This window comes from Halobacillus sp. B23F22_1 (assembly GCF_043497005.1).
GTDB lineage: Bacteria > Bacillota > Bacilli > Bacillales > Halobacillaceae > Halobacillus_A.
In genome coordinates this window covers 19,519-39,016 of sequence record NZ_JBIEKE010000001.1, presented here as the reverse complement: position 1 = coordinate 39,016, position 19,498 = coordinate 19,519, and the positions used below count along the sequence as shown (strand labels likewise).

17 protein-coding genes, 2 tRNA genes and 1 other annotated feature are annotated in these 19,498 nt (G+C 42.0%); of the genes, 15 read left to right on the top strand and 4 right to left on the bottom strand.

The window, feature by feature from the left end:
• Positions 1–99 precede the first annotated feature (99 nt).
• From yaaA to ACGTNH_RS00185, 7 genes are all read left to right on the top strand, one after another.
• Positions 100–321, top strand: coding sequence for a S4 domain-containing protein YaaA (yaaA, locus tag ACGTNH_RS00215; protein WP_394584164.1), 222 nt, complete (start codon positions 100–102; stop codon positions 319–321).
• 16 nt (positions 322–337) lie between these two features.
• The gene (gene recF / locus ACGTNH_RS00210; RefSeq protein ID WP_394584162.1) at positions 338–1,456 is read left to right on the top strand and encodes a DNA replication/repair protein RecF; all 1,119 of its coding nucleotides are present in this window, start codon (positions 338–340) and stop codon (positions 1,454–1,456) included.
• Between the two features lie 9 nt (positions 1,457–1,465).
• A complete protein-coding gene (gene remB, locus ACGTNH_RS00205) occupies positions 1,466–1,750 on the top strand; it encodes an extracellular matrix regulator RemB (protein WP_394584159.1) in 285 nt (94 codons plus the stop codon).
• Between the two features lie 35 nt (positions 1,751–1,785).
• Positions 1,786–3,711, top strand: coding sequence for a DNA topoisomerase (ATP-hydrolyzing) subunit B (gene gyrB, locus ACGTNH_RS00200; RefSeq protein WP_394584157.1), 1,926 nt, complete (start codon positions 1,786–1,788; stop codon positions 3,709–3,711).
• A 62-nt stretch (positions 3,712–3,773) separates the two neighbouring features.
• A complete protein-coding gene (gene gyrA / locus ACGTNH_RS00195; protein WP_394584155.1) occupies positions 3,774–6,320 on the top strand; it encodes a DNA gyrase subunit A in 2,547 nt (848 codons plus the stop codon).
• A gap of 72 nt (positions 6,321–6,392) precedes the next feature.
• A complete protein-coding gene (locus tag ACGTNH_RS00190; protein ID WP_394584153.1) occupies positions 6,393–7,490 on the top strand; it encodes an HD-GYP domain-containing protein in 1,098 nt (365 codons plus the stop codon).
• 448 nt (positions 7,491–7,938) lie between these two features.
• The gene (locus ACGTNH_RS00185) at positions 7,939–8,394 is read left to right on the top strand and encodes a helix-turn-helix domain-containing protein (protein ID WP_394584151.1); all 456 of its coding nucleotides are present in this window, start codon (positions 7,939–7,941) and stop codon (positions 8,392–8,394) included.
• Between the two features lie 186 nt (positions 8,395–8,580).
• On the opposite strand, the gene ACGTNH_RS00180 is transcribed toward ACGTNH_RS00185, so the two are convergent.
• Positions 8,581–9,291, bottom strand: a complete 711-nt coding sequence (locus ACGTNH_RS00180) for a YaaC family protein (protein WP_394584149.1) — start codon at positions 9,289–9,291, stop codon at positions 8,581–8,583.
• A 159-nt stretch (positions 9,292–9,450) separates the two neighbouring features.
• Here ACGTNH_RS00180 and guaB point away from each other — a divergent pair, with 159 nt between their 5' ends.
• The 6 genes from guaB (at position 9,451) to ACGTNH_RS00150 (ending at position 15,927) form a co-directional block, all read left to right on the top strand.
• The gene (guaB, locus tag ACGTNH_RS00175; protein WP_394584147.1) at positions 9,451–10,920 is read left to right on the top strand and encodes an IMP dehydrogenase; all 1,470 of its coding nucleotides are present in this window, start codon (positions 9,451–9,453) and stop codon (positions 10,918–10,920) included.
• A gap of 111 nt (positions 10,921–11,031) precedes the next feature.
• Positions 11,032–12,369 carry a serine hydrolase gene (locus ACGTNH_RS00170; protein WP_394584145.1) on the top strand — a complete coding sequence of 446 codons (1,338 nt, stop codon included), beginning with the start codon at positions 11,032–11,034 and terminating at the stop codon, positions 12,367–12,369.
• Between the two features lie 122 nt (positions 12,370–12,491).
• The gene (gene pdxS / locus ACGTNH_RS00165; protein ID WP_394584143.1) at positions 12,492–13,376 is read left to right on the top strand and encodes a pyridoxal 5'-phosphate synthase lyase subunit PdxS; all 885 of its coding nucleotides are present in this window, start codon (positions 12,492–12,494) and stop codon (positions 13,374–13,376) included.
• A 63-nt stretch (positions 13,377–13,439) separates the two neighbouring features.
• Positions 13,440–14,030, top strand: coding sequence for a pyridoxal 5'-phosphate synthase glutaminase subunit PdxT (gene pdxT, locus ACGTNH_RS00160; protein WP_394584141.1), 591 nt, complete (start codon positions 13,440–13,442; stop codon positions 14,028–14,030).
• 40 nt (positions 14,031–14,070) lie between these two features.
• Positions 14,071–14,295, top strand: a binding site (T-box leader).
• A gap of 52 nt (positions 14,296–14,347) precedes the next feature.
• Positions 14,348–15,622: a serine--tRNA ligase gene (gene serS, locus ACGTNH_RS00155; protein WP_394584139.1), complete on the top strand. Its 1,275-nt coding sequence runs from the start codon at positions 14,348–14,350 to the stop codon at positions 15,620–15,622.
• A 212-nt stretch (positions 15,623–15,834) separates the two neighbouring features.
• Positions 15,835–15,927: transfer RNA gene (locus ACGTNH_RS00150), tRNA-Ser, on the top strand.
• An 802-nt stretch (positions 15,928–16,729) separates the two neighbouring features.
• On the opposite strand, the gene ACGTNH_RS00145 is transcribed toward ACGTNH_RS00150, so the two are convergent.
• Entirely contained in the window at positions 16,730–17,413 is a 684-nt protein-coding gene (locus tag ACGTNH_RS00145; protein WP_394584137.1) for a deoxynucleoside kinase, read from the bottom strand.
• On the bottom strand, positions 17,410–18,051 hold the full coding sequence (locus ACGTNH_RS00140; RefSeq protein WP_394584135.1) for a deoxynucleoside kinase: 642 nt from the start codon (positions 18,049–18,051) through the stop codon (positions 17,410–17,412). Before ACGTNH_RS00140 ends, ACGTNH_RS00145 begins: the two co-directional genes overlap by 4 nt.
• A 160-nt stretch (positions 18,052–18,211) precedes the next feature.
• Between ACGTNH_RS00140 and ACGTNH_RS00135 the strand changes: the two genes are divergently transcribed.
• A tRNA-Arg gene (locus ACGTNH_RS00135) sits at positions 18,212–18,284 on the top strand.
• On the opposite strand, the gene ACGTNH_RS00130 is transcribed toward ACGTNH_RS00135, so the two are convergent.
• Positions 18,285–19,025 carry a potassium channel family protein gene (locus ACGTNH_RS00130; protein ID WP_394584133.1) on the bottom strand — a complete coding sequence of 247 codons (741 nt, stop codon included), beginning with the start codon at positions 19,023–19,025 and terminating at the stop codon, positions 18,285–18,287.
• A gap of 163 nt (positions 19,026–19,188) precedes the next feature.
• Between ACGTNH_RS00130 and ACGTNH_RS00125 the strand changes: the two genes are divergently transcribed.
• The gene (locus ACGTNH_RS00125; protein ID WP_394584131.1) at positions 19,189–19,497 is read left to right on the top strand and encodes a holin; all 309 of its coding nucleotides are present in this window, start codon (positions 19,189–19,191) and stop codon (positions 19,495–19,497) included.
• Position 19,498 lies beyond the last annotated feature (1 nt).

Here is a 19,498-nt window from a genome sequence, read left to right as displayed (position 1 = left end):
TATAGCTATTTTCTGTTATATTCTTCGGTTTGCTTTTCTTAATGGCATATCTTTAGTAAAATAGATATTAAGACAAACCATGAAAAATAGGGTGAATATATGAGCGAACGTATTGAAATATCTACAGAATATATACCTCTTGGTCAATTTTTGAAATTGAGCAATGTAGTAGAATCAGGTGGGATGGTCAAAATTTTTCTAGCGGAATTTGAAGTCTACGTAAATGGTGAAAGAGAGCAGCGCCGTGGACGAAAACTTTACCTGGGAGATATTGTAAACATTCCAGAGTTTGGAGATTTCGAGGTTGTCCGGGAAGAATAACCGGAAATAACCTTTTATGTATATACATGAACTATCTATGCGGTCCTATCGAAACTATGACCAGCTCTCACTGACTTTTGATGATAAAATCAACGTGATCATTGGAGAAAATGCACAAGGGAAAACAAATTTAATGGAAGCGATCTACGCTTTAGCGTTTACTCGCTCCCACAGAACTCCGCGTGATAAGGAACTCATACAGTGGGACGAAGAGTATGCTAAAATAAAAGGTAGTATATATAAACGCAATCGGCGGTTTCCTCTTGAAATCATTTTTTCCAAGAAAGGAAAGAAAGCAAAGCTTAACCATATCGAGCAGAAAAGATTGAGCGATTATATTGGTGCGTTAAATGTCGTAATGTTTGCACCTGAGGATTTAAACCTGGTAAAGGGGAGCCCTCAGGTGCGTCGTCGGTTTATTGACATGGAAATTGGACAAATTCAGCCTCGTTATATCTATCATTTAGGACAATTTCAGAAGGTTCTTAAGCAGCGAAATCACTTATTGAAAGAACTGCAGCGGAAACCCTCTGCTGATCGAACGATGCTCCAGGTGTTGACTGATCAGCTGATTGAGCATGCCGTTACGATTGTGGAGCGGAGGTTTAAGTTTCTTCATCTCTTGAGAACATGGGCTGTACCCATACATGAAGGAATCAGCCGCCAGCTTGAATCTTTAGAAATAGCTTATGATGCTAGTGTTCAAGTATCAGAGGAAATGGATTTGGAAACAATAAAGATAAACTTTGAAAAAAAGTTTCAAGATATAGAAGCAAAAGAGATTGAACGTGGAACAACACTTGCTGGTCCGCACCGCGATGATTTAGTATTTTACGTCAACGGCAAAGATGTACAGACGTATGGCTCCCAAGGTCAGCAGCGGACGACCGCCCTCTCTTTGAAACTCGCAGAGATCGAATTGATTCATAGCGAGGTTGGTGAATACCCGATCCTTTTGTTAGATGATGTGTTAAGTGAACTTGATGACTATAGACAATCGCATTTACTTCATACCATTCAAGGTAAAGTACAAACGTTTGTATCGACAACGAGCATCGATGGGATTGAACATGAAGCGCTCAAAGAAGCGGAAATTTTTCATGTTTCAGCCGGTAAAATCGAAGTTCAGAAATGAGGTGACAAGTTGTTCATTCATATTGGGGATGACCACGTGATCCAGTCGAAAGATGTTGTAAGTATTATTGATCATACGTTATTATCCTCTTCGTCTATTATCGAAGAGATGATCTTTAATCAACGCAAAAATAAACGAGTCGTAGAAACAGATGAAAATGAAGCAAAGGCTGTTGTCATTACGAAAGACTATATATATTTTAGTCCGCTGTCTGTTTATACCTTAAAAAAACGAGCGAACATGATGACGAGTTTAAATAGATTAGAAGACTACACGGATGAGACGGAAGCTTAGGCATATATCACTTGAGAAATGTAGGTGAAAGTACCATGAAAGAAGAGATTTTAGAAGAAAAACAGGCGTATGATGAGAATCAGATACAGGTGCTTGAAGGGTTAGAAGCCGTACGTAAACGCCCCGGTATGTATATTGGTTCAACGAACGAGAAAGGTCTTCACCATTTAGTATGGGAAATCGTCGACAATAGTATAGATGAGGCGATGGCCGGATTTTGTGATCATATCCAAGTGATCATTGAAGAAGACAATAGTATTACCGTTATCGACAATGGACGAGGTGTGCCTGTCGGTATGCACGAAAAAGCCGGCCGCCCGGCAGTAGAAGTCATTATGACGGTCCTCCACGCTGGAGGTAAATTTGGCGGCGGGGGCTATAAAGTGTCAGGAGGTCTCCACGGTGTTGGAGCTTCTGTTGTAAACGCCCTTTCTTCTAAACTTGAAATTTTTGTGCATCGTGATGGCAAGGTCCATTACCAGGAATACCACCGCGGTGTGCCACAGGAAGATTTAAAAGTCATTGACGATACGGATATTACAGGAACACGTATTCAATTTAAGCCGGACATAGAAATTTTCTCTGAGACCCAGGAATATAACTACGAGACACTTGCGAACCGAATTCGTGAGCTGGCTTTCTTAAATAAAGGACTAACCATCACCATTGAAGATAAACGTGATGAAGAAAAAGAAAAGCAGAACTTCTACTATGAAGGCGGTATTGTATCTTACGTTGAGCATATGAACCGTACACGTGATCCACTGCATGAAGCTTTCTTTATTGAAGATGAACAAGATGGCATTTCGATTGAGATCGCTATGCAGTACAACGATGGATTTGCCAGCAACCTTTATTCGTATGCCAATAACATTCATACGTACGAAGGCGGTACTCACGAGTCAGGCTTTAAGACAGGATTGACGCGTGTCATTAATGACTATGCCCGTAAAAACAATATGTTTAAAGAGACGGATCCAAACTTAACAGGAGATGACGTTCGTGAAGGCTTAACAGCGATTATCTCGATCAAACACCCGGATCCTCAGTTCGAGGGCCAAACGAAAACCAAACTAGGCAACAGTGAAGCTCGTACCATTACTGATGGTCTTTTCTCAGAAGGGTTATCTAAATTTTTATTTGAGAACCCGGATGTGGCTAAGAAAGTCGTTGAAAAAGGACTGATGGCTTCAAGAGCCCGTATGGCTGCCAAAAAAGCCCGTGAATTGACGCGCCGAAAGAACGCATTGGAAGTTTCTAACTTACCTGGTAAGCTCGCGGATTGTTCCTCTAAAGATGCGAACATCTCTGAACTATATGTCGTTGAGGGTGACTCTGCCGGCGGCTCAGCTAAACAAGGGCGGGATCGTCATTTTCAGGCCATCTTACCGCTTCGAGGAAAAATTATTAACGTTGAAAAAGCCCGTCTCGATAAAATTTTATCCAACAATGAAGTGCGAACGATCATTACAGCACTAGGCACAGGGATTGGCGAAGAATTCGATATCTCTAAAGCCCGTTATCATAAAATTGTCATCATGACTGATGCGGATGTCGACGGTGCCCACATCCGAACGCTGCTGTTAACGTTTTTCTACCGCTATATGCGCCCGTTGATCGAACACGGCTACATTTACATTGCTCAGCCGCCTCTTTATAAGATTCAGCAAGGAAAATCGATCTATTACACCTATAGTGATAAACAGCTTGATAAATTATATGCTGAGCTTCCTGCTTCTCCTAAACCAAGCGTACAGCGTTACAAAGGTCTTGGCGAGATGAATCCGGAGCAACTGTGGGAAACGACTATGGATCCTGAAACACGGACGCTGCTGCAAGTAAATCTTGAAGATGCCATTAGTGCGGATGAAACGTTTGACATATTAATGGGCGATAAAGTAGAGCCTCGTCGTAACTTTATTCAAGAAAATGCCCAGTATGTTAAAAACTTAGATATTTAATAAACGCTGCTCGTTTAGCTGAGTAAGCTTGAACACCCGACAGGTAACTAGGAGGTAATGAAATGGTCGATCAACCAGAACGCCCGCGCGTAGAGGAAGTTAATATAAGCAATGAAATGAGAACTTCATTCCTTGATTACGCGATGAGTGTTATCGTCGCGCGTGCCCTTCCTGACGTTCGCGATGGTTTAAAGCCAGTACACCGAAGAATATTATATGCCATGCACGATTTGGGCATGCATTCCGATAAAGCTTATAAAAAATCAGCACGTATTGTAGGGGAAGTTATTGGTAAGTATCACCCCCACGGTGACTCCGCCGTGTACGACACGATGGTGCGGATGGCGCAGGACTTTGCCTATCGAAACATGCTGGTCGATGGTCACGGGAACTTCGGGTCCGTTGACGGCGATGCAGCCGCTGCGATGCGTTATACCGAAGCCCGTATGTCCAAGATTTCGATGGAAATTTTACGAGACATCAATAAAGATACGATCGATTATGATGATAACTATGACGGTACAGAGCGAGAGCCCCTCGTACTGCCGGCAAGATTTCCAAACCTGCTCGTAAACGGCGGGGCCGGGATTGCGGTTGGTATGGCAACAAACATCCCCCCTCACCAATTGGGTGAAGTCATCGACGGGGTACTTGCTTTAAGTAAAGACCCGGAGATTACCATTCAGGAATTAATGGAAGAGTATATCTATGGGCCTGATTTCCCGACTCATGGTCAAATCCTCGGTCTGAGTGGCATTCGAAAAGCCTATGAAACTGGGAAAGGATCGATCACGATCCGGGCGAAGGTTGATATTGAAGAGCAGGCCAACGGAAAATCACGACTCATCGTCACAGAGCTTCCTTATCAAGTAAACAAAGCTCGTCTTGTAGAAAAAATAGCGGAATTAGCGCGTGATAAAAAGATTGACGGCATTACAGATTTGCGCGATGAATCAGACCGTAACGGCTTAAGAGTCGTGATTGAATTACGAAGAGACGCCAATCCAAACGTACTGTTGAACAATCTTTATAAAATGACGGCTCTGCAGACATCTTTTGGTATTAATATACTGGCGCTTGTCGACGGTCAGCCTAAAGTTCTTAACTTAAAACAATGCTTAGAGCACTATTTAGAGCACCAGAAGGTTGTTATTAAGCGTCGCACAGCTTATGAATTAAGAAAAGCTGAGGCACGTGCACACATCTTAGAAGGCTTGCGTATTGCTTTGGATCATTTAGACGAAGTCATTCAATTGATCCGCGGGTCTCAGACAACTGAAATTGCAAGAAATGGATTAATCGAACGTTTTGGTTTATCCGAGAAGCAGGCTCAAGCCATTTTAGATATGCGCCTGCAGCGGTTAACTGGATTAGAACGTGAAAAAATCGAAGAAGAGTATCAAGAACTCGTCAAACTGATTGCTGAATTAAAAGCCATTTTAGCTGACGAGGAGAAAGTTCTTGAAATCATTCGTGAAGAGCTTCTCGAAATAAAAGAACGCTTTAACGATGAACGCCGCACAGAAATTGTTTTAGGCGGGACAGACTTTATTGAAGATGAAGACTTAATTCCTGAAGAAACAGTGATTGTCACCTTAACCCACCAGGGTTACGTGAAAAGACTGCCAGCCAGCACTTATCGTTCACAACGACGGGGCGGCCGGGGTGTCCAAGGGATGGGCACACACGAAGAAGATTTCGTAGAGCATCTGTTATCGACTTCAACCCACAACACGCTGCTATTCTTCTCTAATAAAGGGAAAGTTTACAAAGCCAAAGGGTATGAAGTGCCTGAATTCAGCCGGACGGCTAAAGGAATTCCAATCATTAATATGTTAAATATCGAACGGGATGAATGGATTAATGCCGTTATTGCTGTAGAAGACTTCGTCGATGACTGGTACTTCATCTTTACGACGAAGTATGGAATTACGAAACGCACAAGTATCTCTCAGTTTGCTAACATTCGCCGCGGAGGCTTAATCGCTCTAGGCCTTAGAGATGACGATGAATTAATTTCCGTAAAACTAACGGACGGAGCCCAGGATATTATGATCGGCACTAAAAACGGGTATGTGATTCGTTTTAATGAAGATCAAATTCGTACAATGGGCCGTACAGCGGCAGGAGTAAAAGGGATTTCCTTACGAGAGGATGACAAAGTCGTCTCCATGGAAATCATAAGTAACGACTTGCAAGTGCTGACCGTAACAAGCAAAGGCTTTGGTAAACGTACACCAGCTGAAGATTATCGACTTACCAATCGAGGCGGTAAAGGAATCATTACGTGTAACCTGACGGATAAGAATGGGGTTGTCGTAGCAACTAAAGCTGTTACAGGAGAAGAAGACGCTATGATCATTACTGCTCAAGGTGTCCTCATCCGTATGCCGGTAGAAAGTATTTCTGAGACAGGAAGAAATACGCAGGGCGTCCGCTTGATTCGTCTACAGGACGAGGAAGAGGTCGCGACAGTTGCCCGAATTGAATCTGAAAAAGAAGAAGAAGAAATGATTGAAGAAGCGATTGAAGCAGATGAGTCTCAAGCCGAAGAAAATCAAACAGAAGAAACGAAAGACTTAGAATCTGATGATTCCACGGAACAATAATTAATTGTGAAAAAGTCGCCTGTCGCTGTAAGGCAGGCGGCTTTTTTATACATATAAAGAGGTGTGAGCGTATTGAAAGTACATCCATCCCAGTTACAAGAAGGCTGCATTATTACAAAAGAAGTTATGGCAAAAACAAAAAAACCGATCATTCCTAAACATACCGTCATTCAGCACGTCCATCTATCAGTTTTGCAAAAGTTCAGTATTCAACAGGTAGAAGTAGGACCAAGGTTATCAAGTGGCGCACCATTTATCCCAACGGAACAGAAACCACCCGGCCGAAAGAAAGACAACCTCCATGAATCTCCATCTAAAGAAACCCCCTTTGTGCAACATTACTTAGAATGCGTTAAACTTTATCAAGAATGGTTTGAGCAGTGGCATGGCGGGGCTGCTATTAACATGCATGAAGTCCGTACATTTATGGTCCCTTTAATCGAAAAGGCGGTGCACTCCAAACGTGAACTTTTTCTGCTGCATCATTATTCCACGGAAGAAACCTATACCTCTCATCACAGCGTAGCCACGGGCTTGATTTCGGCCTTTCTGGCGGCTGAATTAGGCTACTCCCGCGGCGAATGGATTCAAGCAGGTCTGGCTGGTTTATTAAGTGACAGCGGTATGGCTCGCATAGATTCGACGATTACCCAAAAGAGAGGCCCATTGACTGAAAAAGAGTATGAAGAAGTGAAAAAGCATGCAGCGTATTCTTATCGCTTAGTGGAAAATATTACATCATTAGGCAGCCAGGCGAAGCTGGGTGTTCTGCAGCATCATGAGCGGCTGGATGGCACAGGATATCCTTTAGGTTTGAGGAAGGCTAAAATTCATCGTTTCAGCCAAATTATTGCCGTAAGCGATATGTATCATGCTATGACGTCTGCACGGCTTTACCGGAAGAAACAATCTCCCTTTAAAGTACTGGAAGAAATGAAGCAAGAACAATTCGGGCGTTATGATCATGAAGTCATTCAAGCGTTTATAAAAGAAATGACGAATTACTCCACAGGAACGAATGTTAGATTAACAACAAACCAAATGGCGGAGATTGTTTTCATCGAAAACACCAATCCTACAAGACCTATGGTAAGACTGAAAGAATCCGGGCAGATTATATCTTTAAAAGATCGAACAGATTTGCATATTGAAGAAGTGTATGAAGCTTAATCAGATGTATATAAGGTCAATGCGGATACTTCGTTAAGCCTTCTAAGCACTATTTACCTTCTGCAAAGTTTAATGAGAAATATAATTAGGTTGATAACGATTCTGTTATCGGAAAGAAAAAAGGCCGGGGCATAAGTAAAGCAGTGATGTCAAAAAACGAACTTTTGTATAAACGCAGATATTAGCAAAGCATTTTGCCGGAGCGGTCGTTTGAATTCTCTTTAACATAAATAATCCGAACTGATTTCTACACAATCATTCGGATTTTTTTATGTTTTATTCAATTGTGTCCCGTGCTCTTCTTGATTCAATAAATTAAATGTCCATATACAGATAAGACAAGCTTTATTCGTTGTCAACAAGAGGTTGCACCTTGATGCACCTACAACTATCTTTACTTTAGCTATTCACTCTAATAATACTGGAAATAGGAAGGACGATGATAAACATGATTTTTAGTGAACGATTAAAAAAGGAGAGAGAGAAAAGAGGTTGGTCACAAACTTATCTCTCTGAAAAACTCCATGTTAGTCGTCAGTCAGTTTCAAAATGGGAAACTGGCAAGAACTATCCCAGTATTGAAGTAATCATTGATTTAAGTGATTTATTCGGTATTACAATCGATGAAATGTTAAGGAGTGACGAAGAATTGAAGGAAAAAGTAATTCGAGATAGTAAGCAGCTGGCGTACCCGAAATGGAAAATGTTTTTTGATAGTGTGTTTTTATTAGGGGTATTTTTATTAGTCGCAAAATTAATTATCATAGGCTTAAATTATTTTGTTGGGACCAATATTATGATCCCAGACGGCTTACTAAAAATCATATCAAACTTCTTACCCCTGATTTTAATGATAATTGGAGGGGTAGGTTCAGATGAATTAAAAAAGAAATATATTGATTAGTCAATAAAAGGCACCGTCAGAAAAATGCACTTAACGTTGAACATCATCATGTTCACAGCCAAGGTAATAATTTAAAAAGCTCAGCGTTCTCCCCGTAACGCTGAGCTTTACTTATGCAGACGGCTTATTAAAGAAAGCCTCTGAATAAGGACAGGGGGTGAGCTTTTTCTTCACCAGCGTCCAAGCTTAAAAAGGAGACTGATTTTTCAGCCATGAGGAGGTTAACTCATAAACTCGCTCCGGCATGGAATCAAGGAAGTGATGAATGAACACAAAATCTTCTCGGTCTCTCAGCTGCACCATCTCCCCCCACCATTCGCCTTCATAGCGGACGAGCATGCTTAAATTATAGAGAACGGCAAACGCCGCCGCCAGCTCCGGGAAAAGGGGGGAGGGTGCGGTATGTTTTTCCTTAAAACGATAGATAGGTCTCATAAAATCTAAAGGCTGAAGCAGCTGGTCCATCGAAACCTTATTTGGAAAGGTGGTAATTTGAAATAAGCTTTGTGCTGCGTAAGGAAAGAGACCGTGCGGCTGAATGCGGATTTCATCTTCAAGAAATCGGTAATGCTGCTTCTTTCTTTTTCTTGTCGACAGTCCATGAGCCAGAACCTTGGAGGTAGCTGGGTAGTCAGGATCCACGGTGACGATACAGCTTTTTAAATAGTGGGTTAAACTATAGTAATAAAGTAATGGCTTGACGGTAAATGGAGTTTCTTTTGCAGCCAGTAAGAATTCTTCTCCAAATTGCAGACCATAACTAAACCGTTCCGCATTTTGATAAGCCAGAAGCTTTGCCTGTTCTTCTCCCTCATGACGATAACAATAACTTAAGTATTCTCTAGTATGTGCGGTTGATTTTAAGTACGTAAGAAATGCCAGGCCCTTGTGAGTCAAAGTTGTTCTCCTTTCCTATTATTTCAAGGTGTACAGCTGATTTTCTTCTTGAAAAAGCCAGTTTATTGTCGTATTGTAATTAACAATAAGAAAGTGATGATACCATTACCCACTTACTTTACCCATATTTACCCAAACTATTTAAGGAGAGGATCAAGCATGCGTGAGGATAAATTTACAAAAGAAGGATTAACGTTTGATGATGTTCTTTTGCTGCCCGCCAAATCAGATGTTCTGCCAAAAGACGTGTCGTTAGCGACTGAATTATCACCGACGTTAAAACTGAACACCCCGATTATGAGTGCTGGTATGGATACGGTCACAGAAGCTCCAATGGCGATTGGAATGGCGCGCCAGGGAGGCATTGGGGTCATCCACAAAAATATGTCGATTGAAGAGCAGGCGGAGCAAGTCGATCGTGTGAAACGGTCTGAAAGTGGCGTTATTACGAATCCGTTCTTCTTAACACCCGAACATCAAGTGTTTGATGCCGAACATTTAATGGGCAAATTTAGAATCTCTGGAGTACCGATCGTTAACAATGAGGACGATCAGAAACTTGTTGGAATTATTACGAACCGTGACTTACGTTTTATGGATGATTATTCACGCGCCATCAGCGAAGTAATGACAAGCGAAGATCTTGTTACAGCCCCGGTTGGAACGACGCTGGATGAAGCAGAAAAAATCCTTCAAAAATATAAAATAGAAAAACTTCCAATGGTCGATGGGGAAGGCATTCTTAAAGGTCTTATCACGATTAAAGACATTGAAAAAGTCATTGAGTTTCCATTTGCAGCGAAAGACGAGCAGGGTCGACTGTTAGTTGCCGCTGCTGTAGGAGTGACAGCTGATGCGATGACTAGAATTGATAAGCTTGTGGAAGCCCAAGTGGATGCCTTAGTCGTAGATACGGCTCACGGACACTCTCAAGGTGTAATTGATCAAGTGAAGCGTATCCGTGCGAAATATCCAGAGATCAATATAATCGCAGGTAATGTAGCTACAGCTGAAGCAACTCGTGAATTAGCAGAAGCAGGGGCGGATGTTGTAAAAGTGGGTATTGGACCAGGTTCAATTTGTACGACCCGTGTTGTTGCAGGAGTAGGAGTACCTCAGATTACGGCTGTGAATGACTGTGCCGAGGAAGCGGCTAAACATGGTGTCGCCATCATCGCTGACGGTGGTATTAAATATTCAGGTGATATTGTGAAAGCTATTGCTGCCGGAGGGCATGCGGTTATGCTTGGAAGTCTTCTCGCAGGCGTTTCAGAAAGTCCTGGCGAGACTGAAATTTATCAGGGACGCCGCTTTAAAGTGTACCGCGGCATGGGCTCTGTAGGCGCGATGGAATCAGGATCAAAAGACCGTTATTTCCAAAATGAATCAGAATCGAAAAAACTTGTGCCTGAAGGAATTGAAGGACGTATGCCTTATAAAGGCCCGCTGGCAGATTCCATTCATCAACTACTAGGCGGCCTGCGCGCAGGCATGGGATATTGTGGTGCTAGAGGAATTGAAGAGCTTCGCAACGATGCCAAATTTACTAGAATTACAGGCGCTGGTTTAAGAGAAAGCCATCCTCATGACGTTCAAATTACTAAAGAAGCGCCAAACTACTCCGTTTGACCCTTAAAAATAAATGATAGACAGGGACTTTTCCCTGTCTATTTTTTTATGATGGCATGTGGTAAAATAATAAAGATGCATATTATTAATATTCCGTGGAGGTTGAGAGAGTTGAAGCAAAGATTACAAGCATCGTTGGCCCTGGGGATGGCCTTTATTTTAAGTGTCGTTACGGTTTTTGGAAATCCTGAGCCTACATACGCAGACACAGTAGATGTTGAAGCAGATTCAGCAATACTAGTAGACGCAGAATCAGGAAAAATATTATACGAGAAGGATTCTGATTTAACATTACCTCCAGCTAGTATGGCGAAAATGATGACGGAATATCTCGTATTAGAAGCTATTGAGGAAGGCGAAATTGATTGGGATACAACCACACAAATAAGTGATTATCCATATAGCATATCCGCTGACTCTACATTTTCTGGAGTTGGTTTAACGCAAGGTCAAGACTATACAGTCGAAGAGCTGTATGAAGCGATGGCGATCAATTCTGACAATGCTACATCCATTGCACTTGCTGAACTAGTCGCAGGTTCAGAAGGCGAATTTGTAAAAATGATGAACGAAAAAGCTGAAGAATTAGGCCTGGAAGATTATCAATTTGTTAACGCTTCTGGACTGGAAAATAGTGACCTTGGTGACAATTATCCTGAAGGTACAGAAAAAGACGATACAAACCTTTTATCTGCTCGTTCAGCAGCCATTTTAGCGTATCATCTTGTGAATGACTATCCAGAATCGCTTGAGATTTCCTCTGTACCCGAAACAGATTTTGATGGTCAAAATATTATTAACTGGAACCGCATGCTTCCTGGAATGCCGGGTCAATTAGCTGCAGGAAGCTATGACGGAGTCGATGGTTTGAAAACAGGTTTTACGGATTTAGCAGGATATTGCTTTACAGGTACAGCCGAGCGTGACGGATCACGATTGATTTCAGTAGTAATGAAAACAGATAGTGAAGAAGCACGGTTTGAAGAAACGAAGAAGCTTTTTGAATATGGGTTTAATGAATTTGAACAAAAAGAATTGTTCCAGGCAGGACATCAAGTAGATGGCCAATCAGAACTGGAAGTTTCCAAAGGAAAAGAAAATGAAGTAGAGCTCGAAACCGCTGAGCCTATTTCAGCTCCAGTTAAAAGCGGGGAAGAAGATCTATATGAAGTTGAAGTTAGTTTATCAGACGATGCTTTAGATAAGAACGGTAAACTTGAAGCGCCTTTTGAAGCAGGCGAAAAAGTAGGAACAGCACAGCTTGTCTACAATGGGGAAGAAACCTACAGCGACTTGCAGACAGGAGAACCGCTTCGGACTGAAGTAGATATCATCGCATCTTCAGGTGTAGAAAAAGCAAACTGGTTTATGCTAACGATAGGTGGAGTTGGGGACTTTTTCAGTGACATCTTTTCCAGTGCTGTAAGTGTCGTTAAGGGTTGGTTTTAAGCTGTAAAAAAAACCAATTTATCTAGTAGGATTTAAAGCTCGTATGCGTTACAATAGACTTTAGGAAAAAAGATTCTGATCATTATGATCGATAATTATAGATAACCCAGGGAGGAATTATCATGGCTCAAACAGGTACAGATCGCGTAAAACGCGGAATGGCAGAAATGCAAAAAGGCGGCGTCATCATGGACGTTGTAAATGCAGAACAAGCAAAAATCGCTGAAGAAGCAGGTGCTGTAGCGGTTATGGCACTAGAACGTGTTCCATCTGATATTCGTACTGCAGGCGGAGTTGCTCGTATGGCAGACCCTACAATCGTGGAAGAAGTAATGGGAGCCGTATCTATTCCCGTTATGGCTAAAGCACGTATTGGTCACATTACGGAAGCTCGTGTACTAGAATCAATGGGTGTAGATTATATTGACGAGAGTGAAGTTTTAACTCCTGCTGATGAAATCTATCACATTAAGAAAGATGACTACACAGTACCATTTGTCTGTGGATGTCGTAACCTTGGCGAAGCTACGCGCCGTATCCGTGAAGGAGCGTCTATGCTTCGTACGAAAGGTGAACCAGGTACAGGTAACATTGTAGAAGCAGTGAGCCACATGCGCCAGGTTCAATCACAAATTCGTCAACTGCAAAGCATGTCCGAAGATGAAGTAATGGTTTATGCCAAAGAGAATGGTGCTCCATTTGATCTTCTTCTGGAGATTCGCGAAGAAGGACGCCTTCCTGTTGTAAACTTTGCAGCAGGCGGAATTGCGACACCAGCTGATGCATCTCTAATGATGCAGTTAGGCGCAGACGGCGTTTTCGTCGGATCCGGTATCTTTAAGTCAGATAACCCTGCGAAATTTGCCCGTGCGATTGTTGAAGCGACAACTCACTATGACGACTATAAATTAATCGCTGAAATCTCTAAAGGTCTGGGAACAGCTATGAAAGGCCTTGAAATGAGTACTCTTACTGAAGATCAGCGTATGCAGGATAGAAGTCAGTAAGGAAGAAAAGTAAAAGTGAACGGATAAGACCGTCCGCTTATGAACAAAAAGGAGACATGCATCATGACTACAATTGGTGTGTTAGGGCTCCAAGGAGCTTTTCGGGAACACATCCGTTCTGTAGAAGCATCTGGAGCAAAAGGCATTGTCGTTAAAAAAATTGAACAATTAGACGAAATCGATGGCCTCATTATCCCTGGAGGAGAGAGTACAACGATTCGCCGCTTAATTGATAAATACAATTTTCTTGAACCAATTCGTCAATTTGGCAATCAAGGAAAACCGATTTTTGGCACATGTGCAGGGCTTATTCTTTTAGCTTCCGAGATTGATGGATCGTATGATGTCCACTTAGGATTAATGGACATCCGGGTACGTCGTAATGCCTTCGGTCGTCAGCGGGAAAGCTTTGAAGCCTCCCTTGATATCGATGGAATTGCAGATCAGTATAATGCTGTTTTCATCCGTGCACCATATATTGAAGGTGTAGGAGAAGGAACGTCTGTATTAGCTGCCTATGAAGGAAATATTGTAGCGGCTAAGCAGAACAACTTTTTAGCCTGTTCGTTCCATCCTGAATTAACAGATGATCATCGTTTAACTGAACATTTTGTTCAAATGGTGGAAGAAGCTAAAAAATCACTTGCATCTTAAGAAAGAATCCGCTATTCTTATTGAAAAGATTGTCCTATATGAAGATACAGTGACAGGAAGCAGTACTAGATCGATTTTTCTAAAAGAGAGTCAGTGGCTGGTGTGAACTGATGAAAAATCGCTGGGAATCCATCCTTGAGTAGTTTACTTGAAAAGCAGTAGGGTAAACCGGCGCCTCACCGTTATGAGAGTTAAGCCGGAAGGTTCGTTTACCTTCAACCAGGGTGGTATCGCGGGAACTTATAACCAAGCTCCCGTCCCTTTTTCTATAAAAAGGGACGGGAGTTTTTTATTTTTTATTAAAAGGAGGAAATCCAATGTTAGACATGAAGTATTTGCGCCAAAACTTTGAAGAAGTAAAACAAAAGCTTCAAAAACGAGGAGAAGATTTATCAGAGCTTGATACATTTGAAGACCTGGACAGCCGCCGTCGTGAGTTAATTCAAGAGACAGAAGAATTAAAGGCTAAACGAAATGAAGTATCTAAAGAGATTTCATTATTGAAGAAAGAAAAACAAGATGCTGACGATAAAATAAAAGAAATGCGCCAGGTAGGAGATCGTATTAAAGAACTGGATACGGAGCTTAAGGAAATTGAAGAACGTCTGGATACGATGCTCTTGTCTATTCCTAATATTCCTCATGAAAGTGTTCCTGTCGGAGAAGACGAAGATGATAATATTGAAGATCGTAAATGGGGTGAAGTACCTCAGTTCGAATTTGAAGCGAAACCTCATTGGGATGTCGCCACAGATTTAGGCATTCTTGATTTTGAAAGAGCTTCTAAAGTAACAGGAAGCCGCTTTGTTTTCTATAAAGGACTTGGCGCGCGGTTAGAAAGAGCTTTACTAAATTTTATGATGGATCTTCATGCGGATGAGCATGGCTATCACGAAATGCTTCCGCCCCAGATGGTTAATCGTACGTCTATGACGGGAACCGGGCAGCTGCCAAAGTTTGAGGAAGATGCCTTTAAGATCGAGGATTGGGACTATTTCCTTGTGCCAACGGCAGAGGTACCTGTTACAAATTATCATCGAGAAGAGATTTTACACGTAGAACAGCTTCCGCAAAAGTTTGTCGCTTTCAGTACAAACTTCCGCTCTGAAGCAGGTTCTGCCGGACGTGACACACGTGGTCTGATTCGTCAGCATCAGTTTAACAAAGTAGAACTCGTACAGTTTGCGAAACCTGAAGACTCTTATGAAGTTCTTGAAGAGCTGACTGGGCACGCAGAGAAAGTATTACAGCTGCTCAAACTTCCATACCGTGTCATGAGCATGTGTACCGGAGATTTAGGCTTCACAGCGGCCAAAAAGTACGATATTGAAGTATGGATTCCAAGCAATGATACGTATCGTGAAATCAGCTCCTGCTCTAACTTCGAAGCTTTTCAGGCACGCCGTGCAGGCATCCGCTTCCGTCGTGAAGAAAAAGGAAAACCTGAGTTTGTTCATACGCTGAACGGTTCTGGATTAGCGATTGGACGTACAGTAGCTGCGATTCTAGAGAATTACCAGCAGGAAGACGGATCTGTTATCATTCCAGAGGTACTTCGACCGTACATGGGCGGCAAGGACGTCATTCAATAATTGTTTAGAAAACTGGCTCCATTGAGGGAGTCAGTTTTCTTTTTGAAAAAGACTTCTCAGCTTGTAACTGAGGCCGGGCATAATTGACTTGCACCCTGCTGATTAGTATAATAATTAAGCAGTGAAAGAGAAAGAGACTTTTTCACAAAAAAATCGACAAAATGATTGACGGCTATTTGCAGTCGTGATATATTATTTATTGTCGGTCACACGGAGGAGTACCCAAGTTCGGCTGAAGGGAGCGGTCTTGAAAACCGCCAGGGGCTTCACGGCCCGCGGGGGTTCGAATCCCTCCTCCTCCGCCATTTTTATCAACAATAGCGCATAAATATTGGAGATTATACAGAACAAAAACCGTTGCCTCGTGCAACGGTTTTTTAGTTTATTGAAATAACTGTGTGAAGGGCACATGTTTCCTTTACCGGATAGAGTAAGGAGGATCAGGGAAATTGCTCCCTTTCCGTGGGCATGCGCTGAGCAGCCTCGGACTTCTTCCTCCGGGGTCTCACCTATCATGTTCGTCCCACAGGAGTCTCGCAATTTCCCTGACCTCCCTGCGTTTGTGAGAATGAAGGAAACGCTACAGGTTTAAAGTTTCTAAAACTATAAAAGGACTTCTTGCGGGAGTAAAACTTACTGTCACGAGGTTCTATGCCATATCGTGATAAAGAGTACCTTTTGAACACGGACACTGTTTTAATACATGGATCCGTGAACCTCAATAACAAATGGGTGGTTGGGAAACGGTGAGGATTGCGTGGGAGAAGGAGCTAGACGAGGCCCTTTGTCAGGATCGTGCCAAAGGAATGTGTTTCGATTTGGACTTTTACATATGGCAAGGGGCGTAGGGAAACGGGAAGACTCCTGTGGGATTAGCGGGCTAGGTGAGACCCCGGAAGGCGAAAGCCTGAGGAGGCTCAATGCACGCCCACGGAAAGCGAACCGGTTCCCTACGACCCTTATTCACATTAACCTCAAATTCAAACCTTCCTTAGTACTGTTGGATGAATTAATGGTGATTGGTAGGGTATGACCGTTATTCTTGTGTAACCGTACGTTTACCGATCAAAAAAGCCCAAGCGATTTGCAGCTTGGGCTTTTTCCTTATTAAGTCAGCAGGTGGCTGGACCGCCATTTCCGTGACTGCTGAATGAAATGACCGATTTTCTCAAGCACAGGCTCAATACTTGATTCATCGTTCAGCACATCATAGTCCGCAATATTAAGTCTTAAAACCGGGCAGGAATTAAAGTTATCAATCCAATTCTCATAACGCTTAAACATCTCTTCCCAGTACTCAACAGGCGTCTGCTGTTCCATTTCACGGCCACGCTCTTGAATACGGCTGAGAATATCCTCAAAAGATCCCTCCAGATAAATCAGTAAATCCGGGTGTGGAAAGTAAGGCGTCATTACCATGGCATCAAATAAATTGGTATATGTGTTATAGTCCGTTTCGGACATCGTCCCTTTTTCATAATGCATACGCGCAAATATTCCTGTATCTTCGTAAATCGAGCGATCTTGGATAAAACCGCCGCCATACTCGAAGATTTTTTTCTGCTCTTTAAAGCGTTCTGCAAGGAAATAGATCTGTAGATGGAAACTCCACCGTTCGAAATCACTGTAAAATTTATCGAGATAAGGGTTCGTTTCGACTTTTTCAAATGAAGTTCTAAAATTAAGAGCGTTCGCTAACGCGTTAGTCATCGTAGATTTTCCTACGCCTACCGTACCAGCTATTGTGATGACACTGTCATGGGGGATTCCGTACCGTTCTCGTGCGTTCATTTGATTACTTCTCCTTTATTCAAGTGGTTCTGCACTTGATCAACGATATAGTGTAAATCATCTTGATGCTTCACAAAATCCAGTTCATCACCGTTTATTCGAATGACAGGAATATCAGGGTGAGCCGCTTCAAAATGAGTCATAAAGTCTTCATAATCCTGCGAGAGCTGTTTTAAATAGGATGGCTGAATATTAGCTTCTACATCCCTGTTTCTCATCCGAATCCGCTCAAGCAGCGTATCTAAGCTGGCATGTAAGTAGACAACCATATTTGGTTTAGGCATATCATGCGTGAGTATATCAAAGATTTGTGCGTATTTATGAAATTGATCTTCTCGCAGTGTACGGCGAGCAAAAATCATATTTTTAGAAATGTGATAATCAGCCACGACAGGCTTTCCATGTGTTAAATAATCACGATCAATGTCTTCCAATTGTTTGACCCGGTTGCATAGGAAAAACATTTCCGTTTGGAAACTCCATTCATCAATATTCTCGTAAAACTTGCCTAAAAACGGATTCTCCTCAACGATTTCCTTAAGCAAATGAAAATCAAACTGGGAGGCGAGCTTTTTAGACAGAGACGTTTTACCAACCCCTATGGGGCCTTCTACGGCAATGAAAGGTAATTGTCCCATCTCTTTTCCTCCTTATTTCCGATGAAAACAAAATTCGATACGTTTAGACAGACAAGTACCATTTTACCACACGGAAGAAAGTGAAGTAACAGGTTTCGTTGATTTATCAAAGAAAAGCGCTTTTCAATTTTATCGTAATTTTGTATAATATAAATCACGTGCCCCCGTAGCTCAGGGGATAGAGCATCGGTTTCCTAAACCGTGTGCCGCAGGTTCGAATCCTGCCGGGGGCGTTAATGCTTTTCCACCTCTCGTTTTTCCTCTTTCATTTCTTCCATCAGGACAGCAAGCTGTTTCATTTCGTCTAATGTTAAATCTTCATAACGGCTCAGCTGGTGGCGAATAAAAGAAACAGTCGGATGCTGGGATTTCTGTTCTTTTACAAAAAAAGTGGTGATCGCCCCTGTAAGCATGCCGATCAATCCGATGCCGATTAACATTAAAATAACGGCAATCAACCTTCCAACCATAGTGTCAGGAGAAATATCCCCGTATCCTACAGTTGTGGCTGTGACAATCGACCACCATACCCCATCAGAAAAAGATTCAATTTCTGGTTCAACTATTTTAATAATAACAGCCGCTCCAAATATGAGAAGAAACGATAAAGTAAACACACGGTCAAGCCCATTGGTACGCAGAATTTTAAAAAAGGGTTTTAAATTCTGCTTCGAAATAGCAGACACTCGGATGATTTTAATTAAACGAGCGAATCGAGCCAGTTGAAAAATACTGTCGAGCGGCAGGGCGGCAACGAAATCAAATGGGTTGTGTTTAATAAACCTCCATTTATTTCTGGCTTTTATTAAACGAACTAGAACATCAATTAAAAAGATAATCCATATAAAGTTATCAATATAGCTAAGTGTCGTATTTTCAGACCATATAAACAATACGGATAGTAATGCCAATGTAATTAAAAATCCTTCATAAGCGATAAATAACGCCGTCTTTTTGGTCTTTTTAATAGTCATAAAAGCCTCCTTAATCCCCTTGTAAATTAATAATAGCAAAGGGGGATAAACGTGCTCACATTTGTTTTTTTTCTACGTACTATATCACTATAAGACAGGAAAAGAAACTACTTTCAGTTTACTAGAATAGCTTTTCAACTCTTGTCTTTGTTTTCCTGAGGGGGTGAGTCCCTTAGAACATGAAATTATGCAGCAAGTTTTGTTTTTTACGACAGTCTTAAGTCCTTTTGTTGTCGGTAGTGTAGAAGTTGTGAAACGGACCATCAGCCTACCTAAAAATTATGTACCATTGTTAAGCGTCGGGACAGGGTTATTACTTGGAAGTTTAGCCTCCCCGTTGACTGATATGGAATTAGTTCTGCGACTGTGGGCAGGAGCAGGAGCGGGTTTATCAGGTACCGGATTATTTGAAATTGTGAATCGGAGAGAAGGCTTTACGAAAGCCGCAAAAGAAGAACGTAAGGGAAAATAAT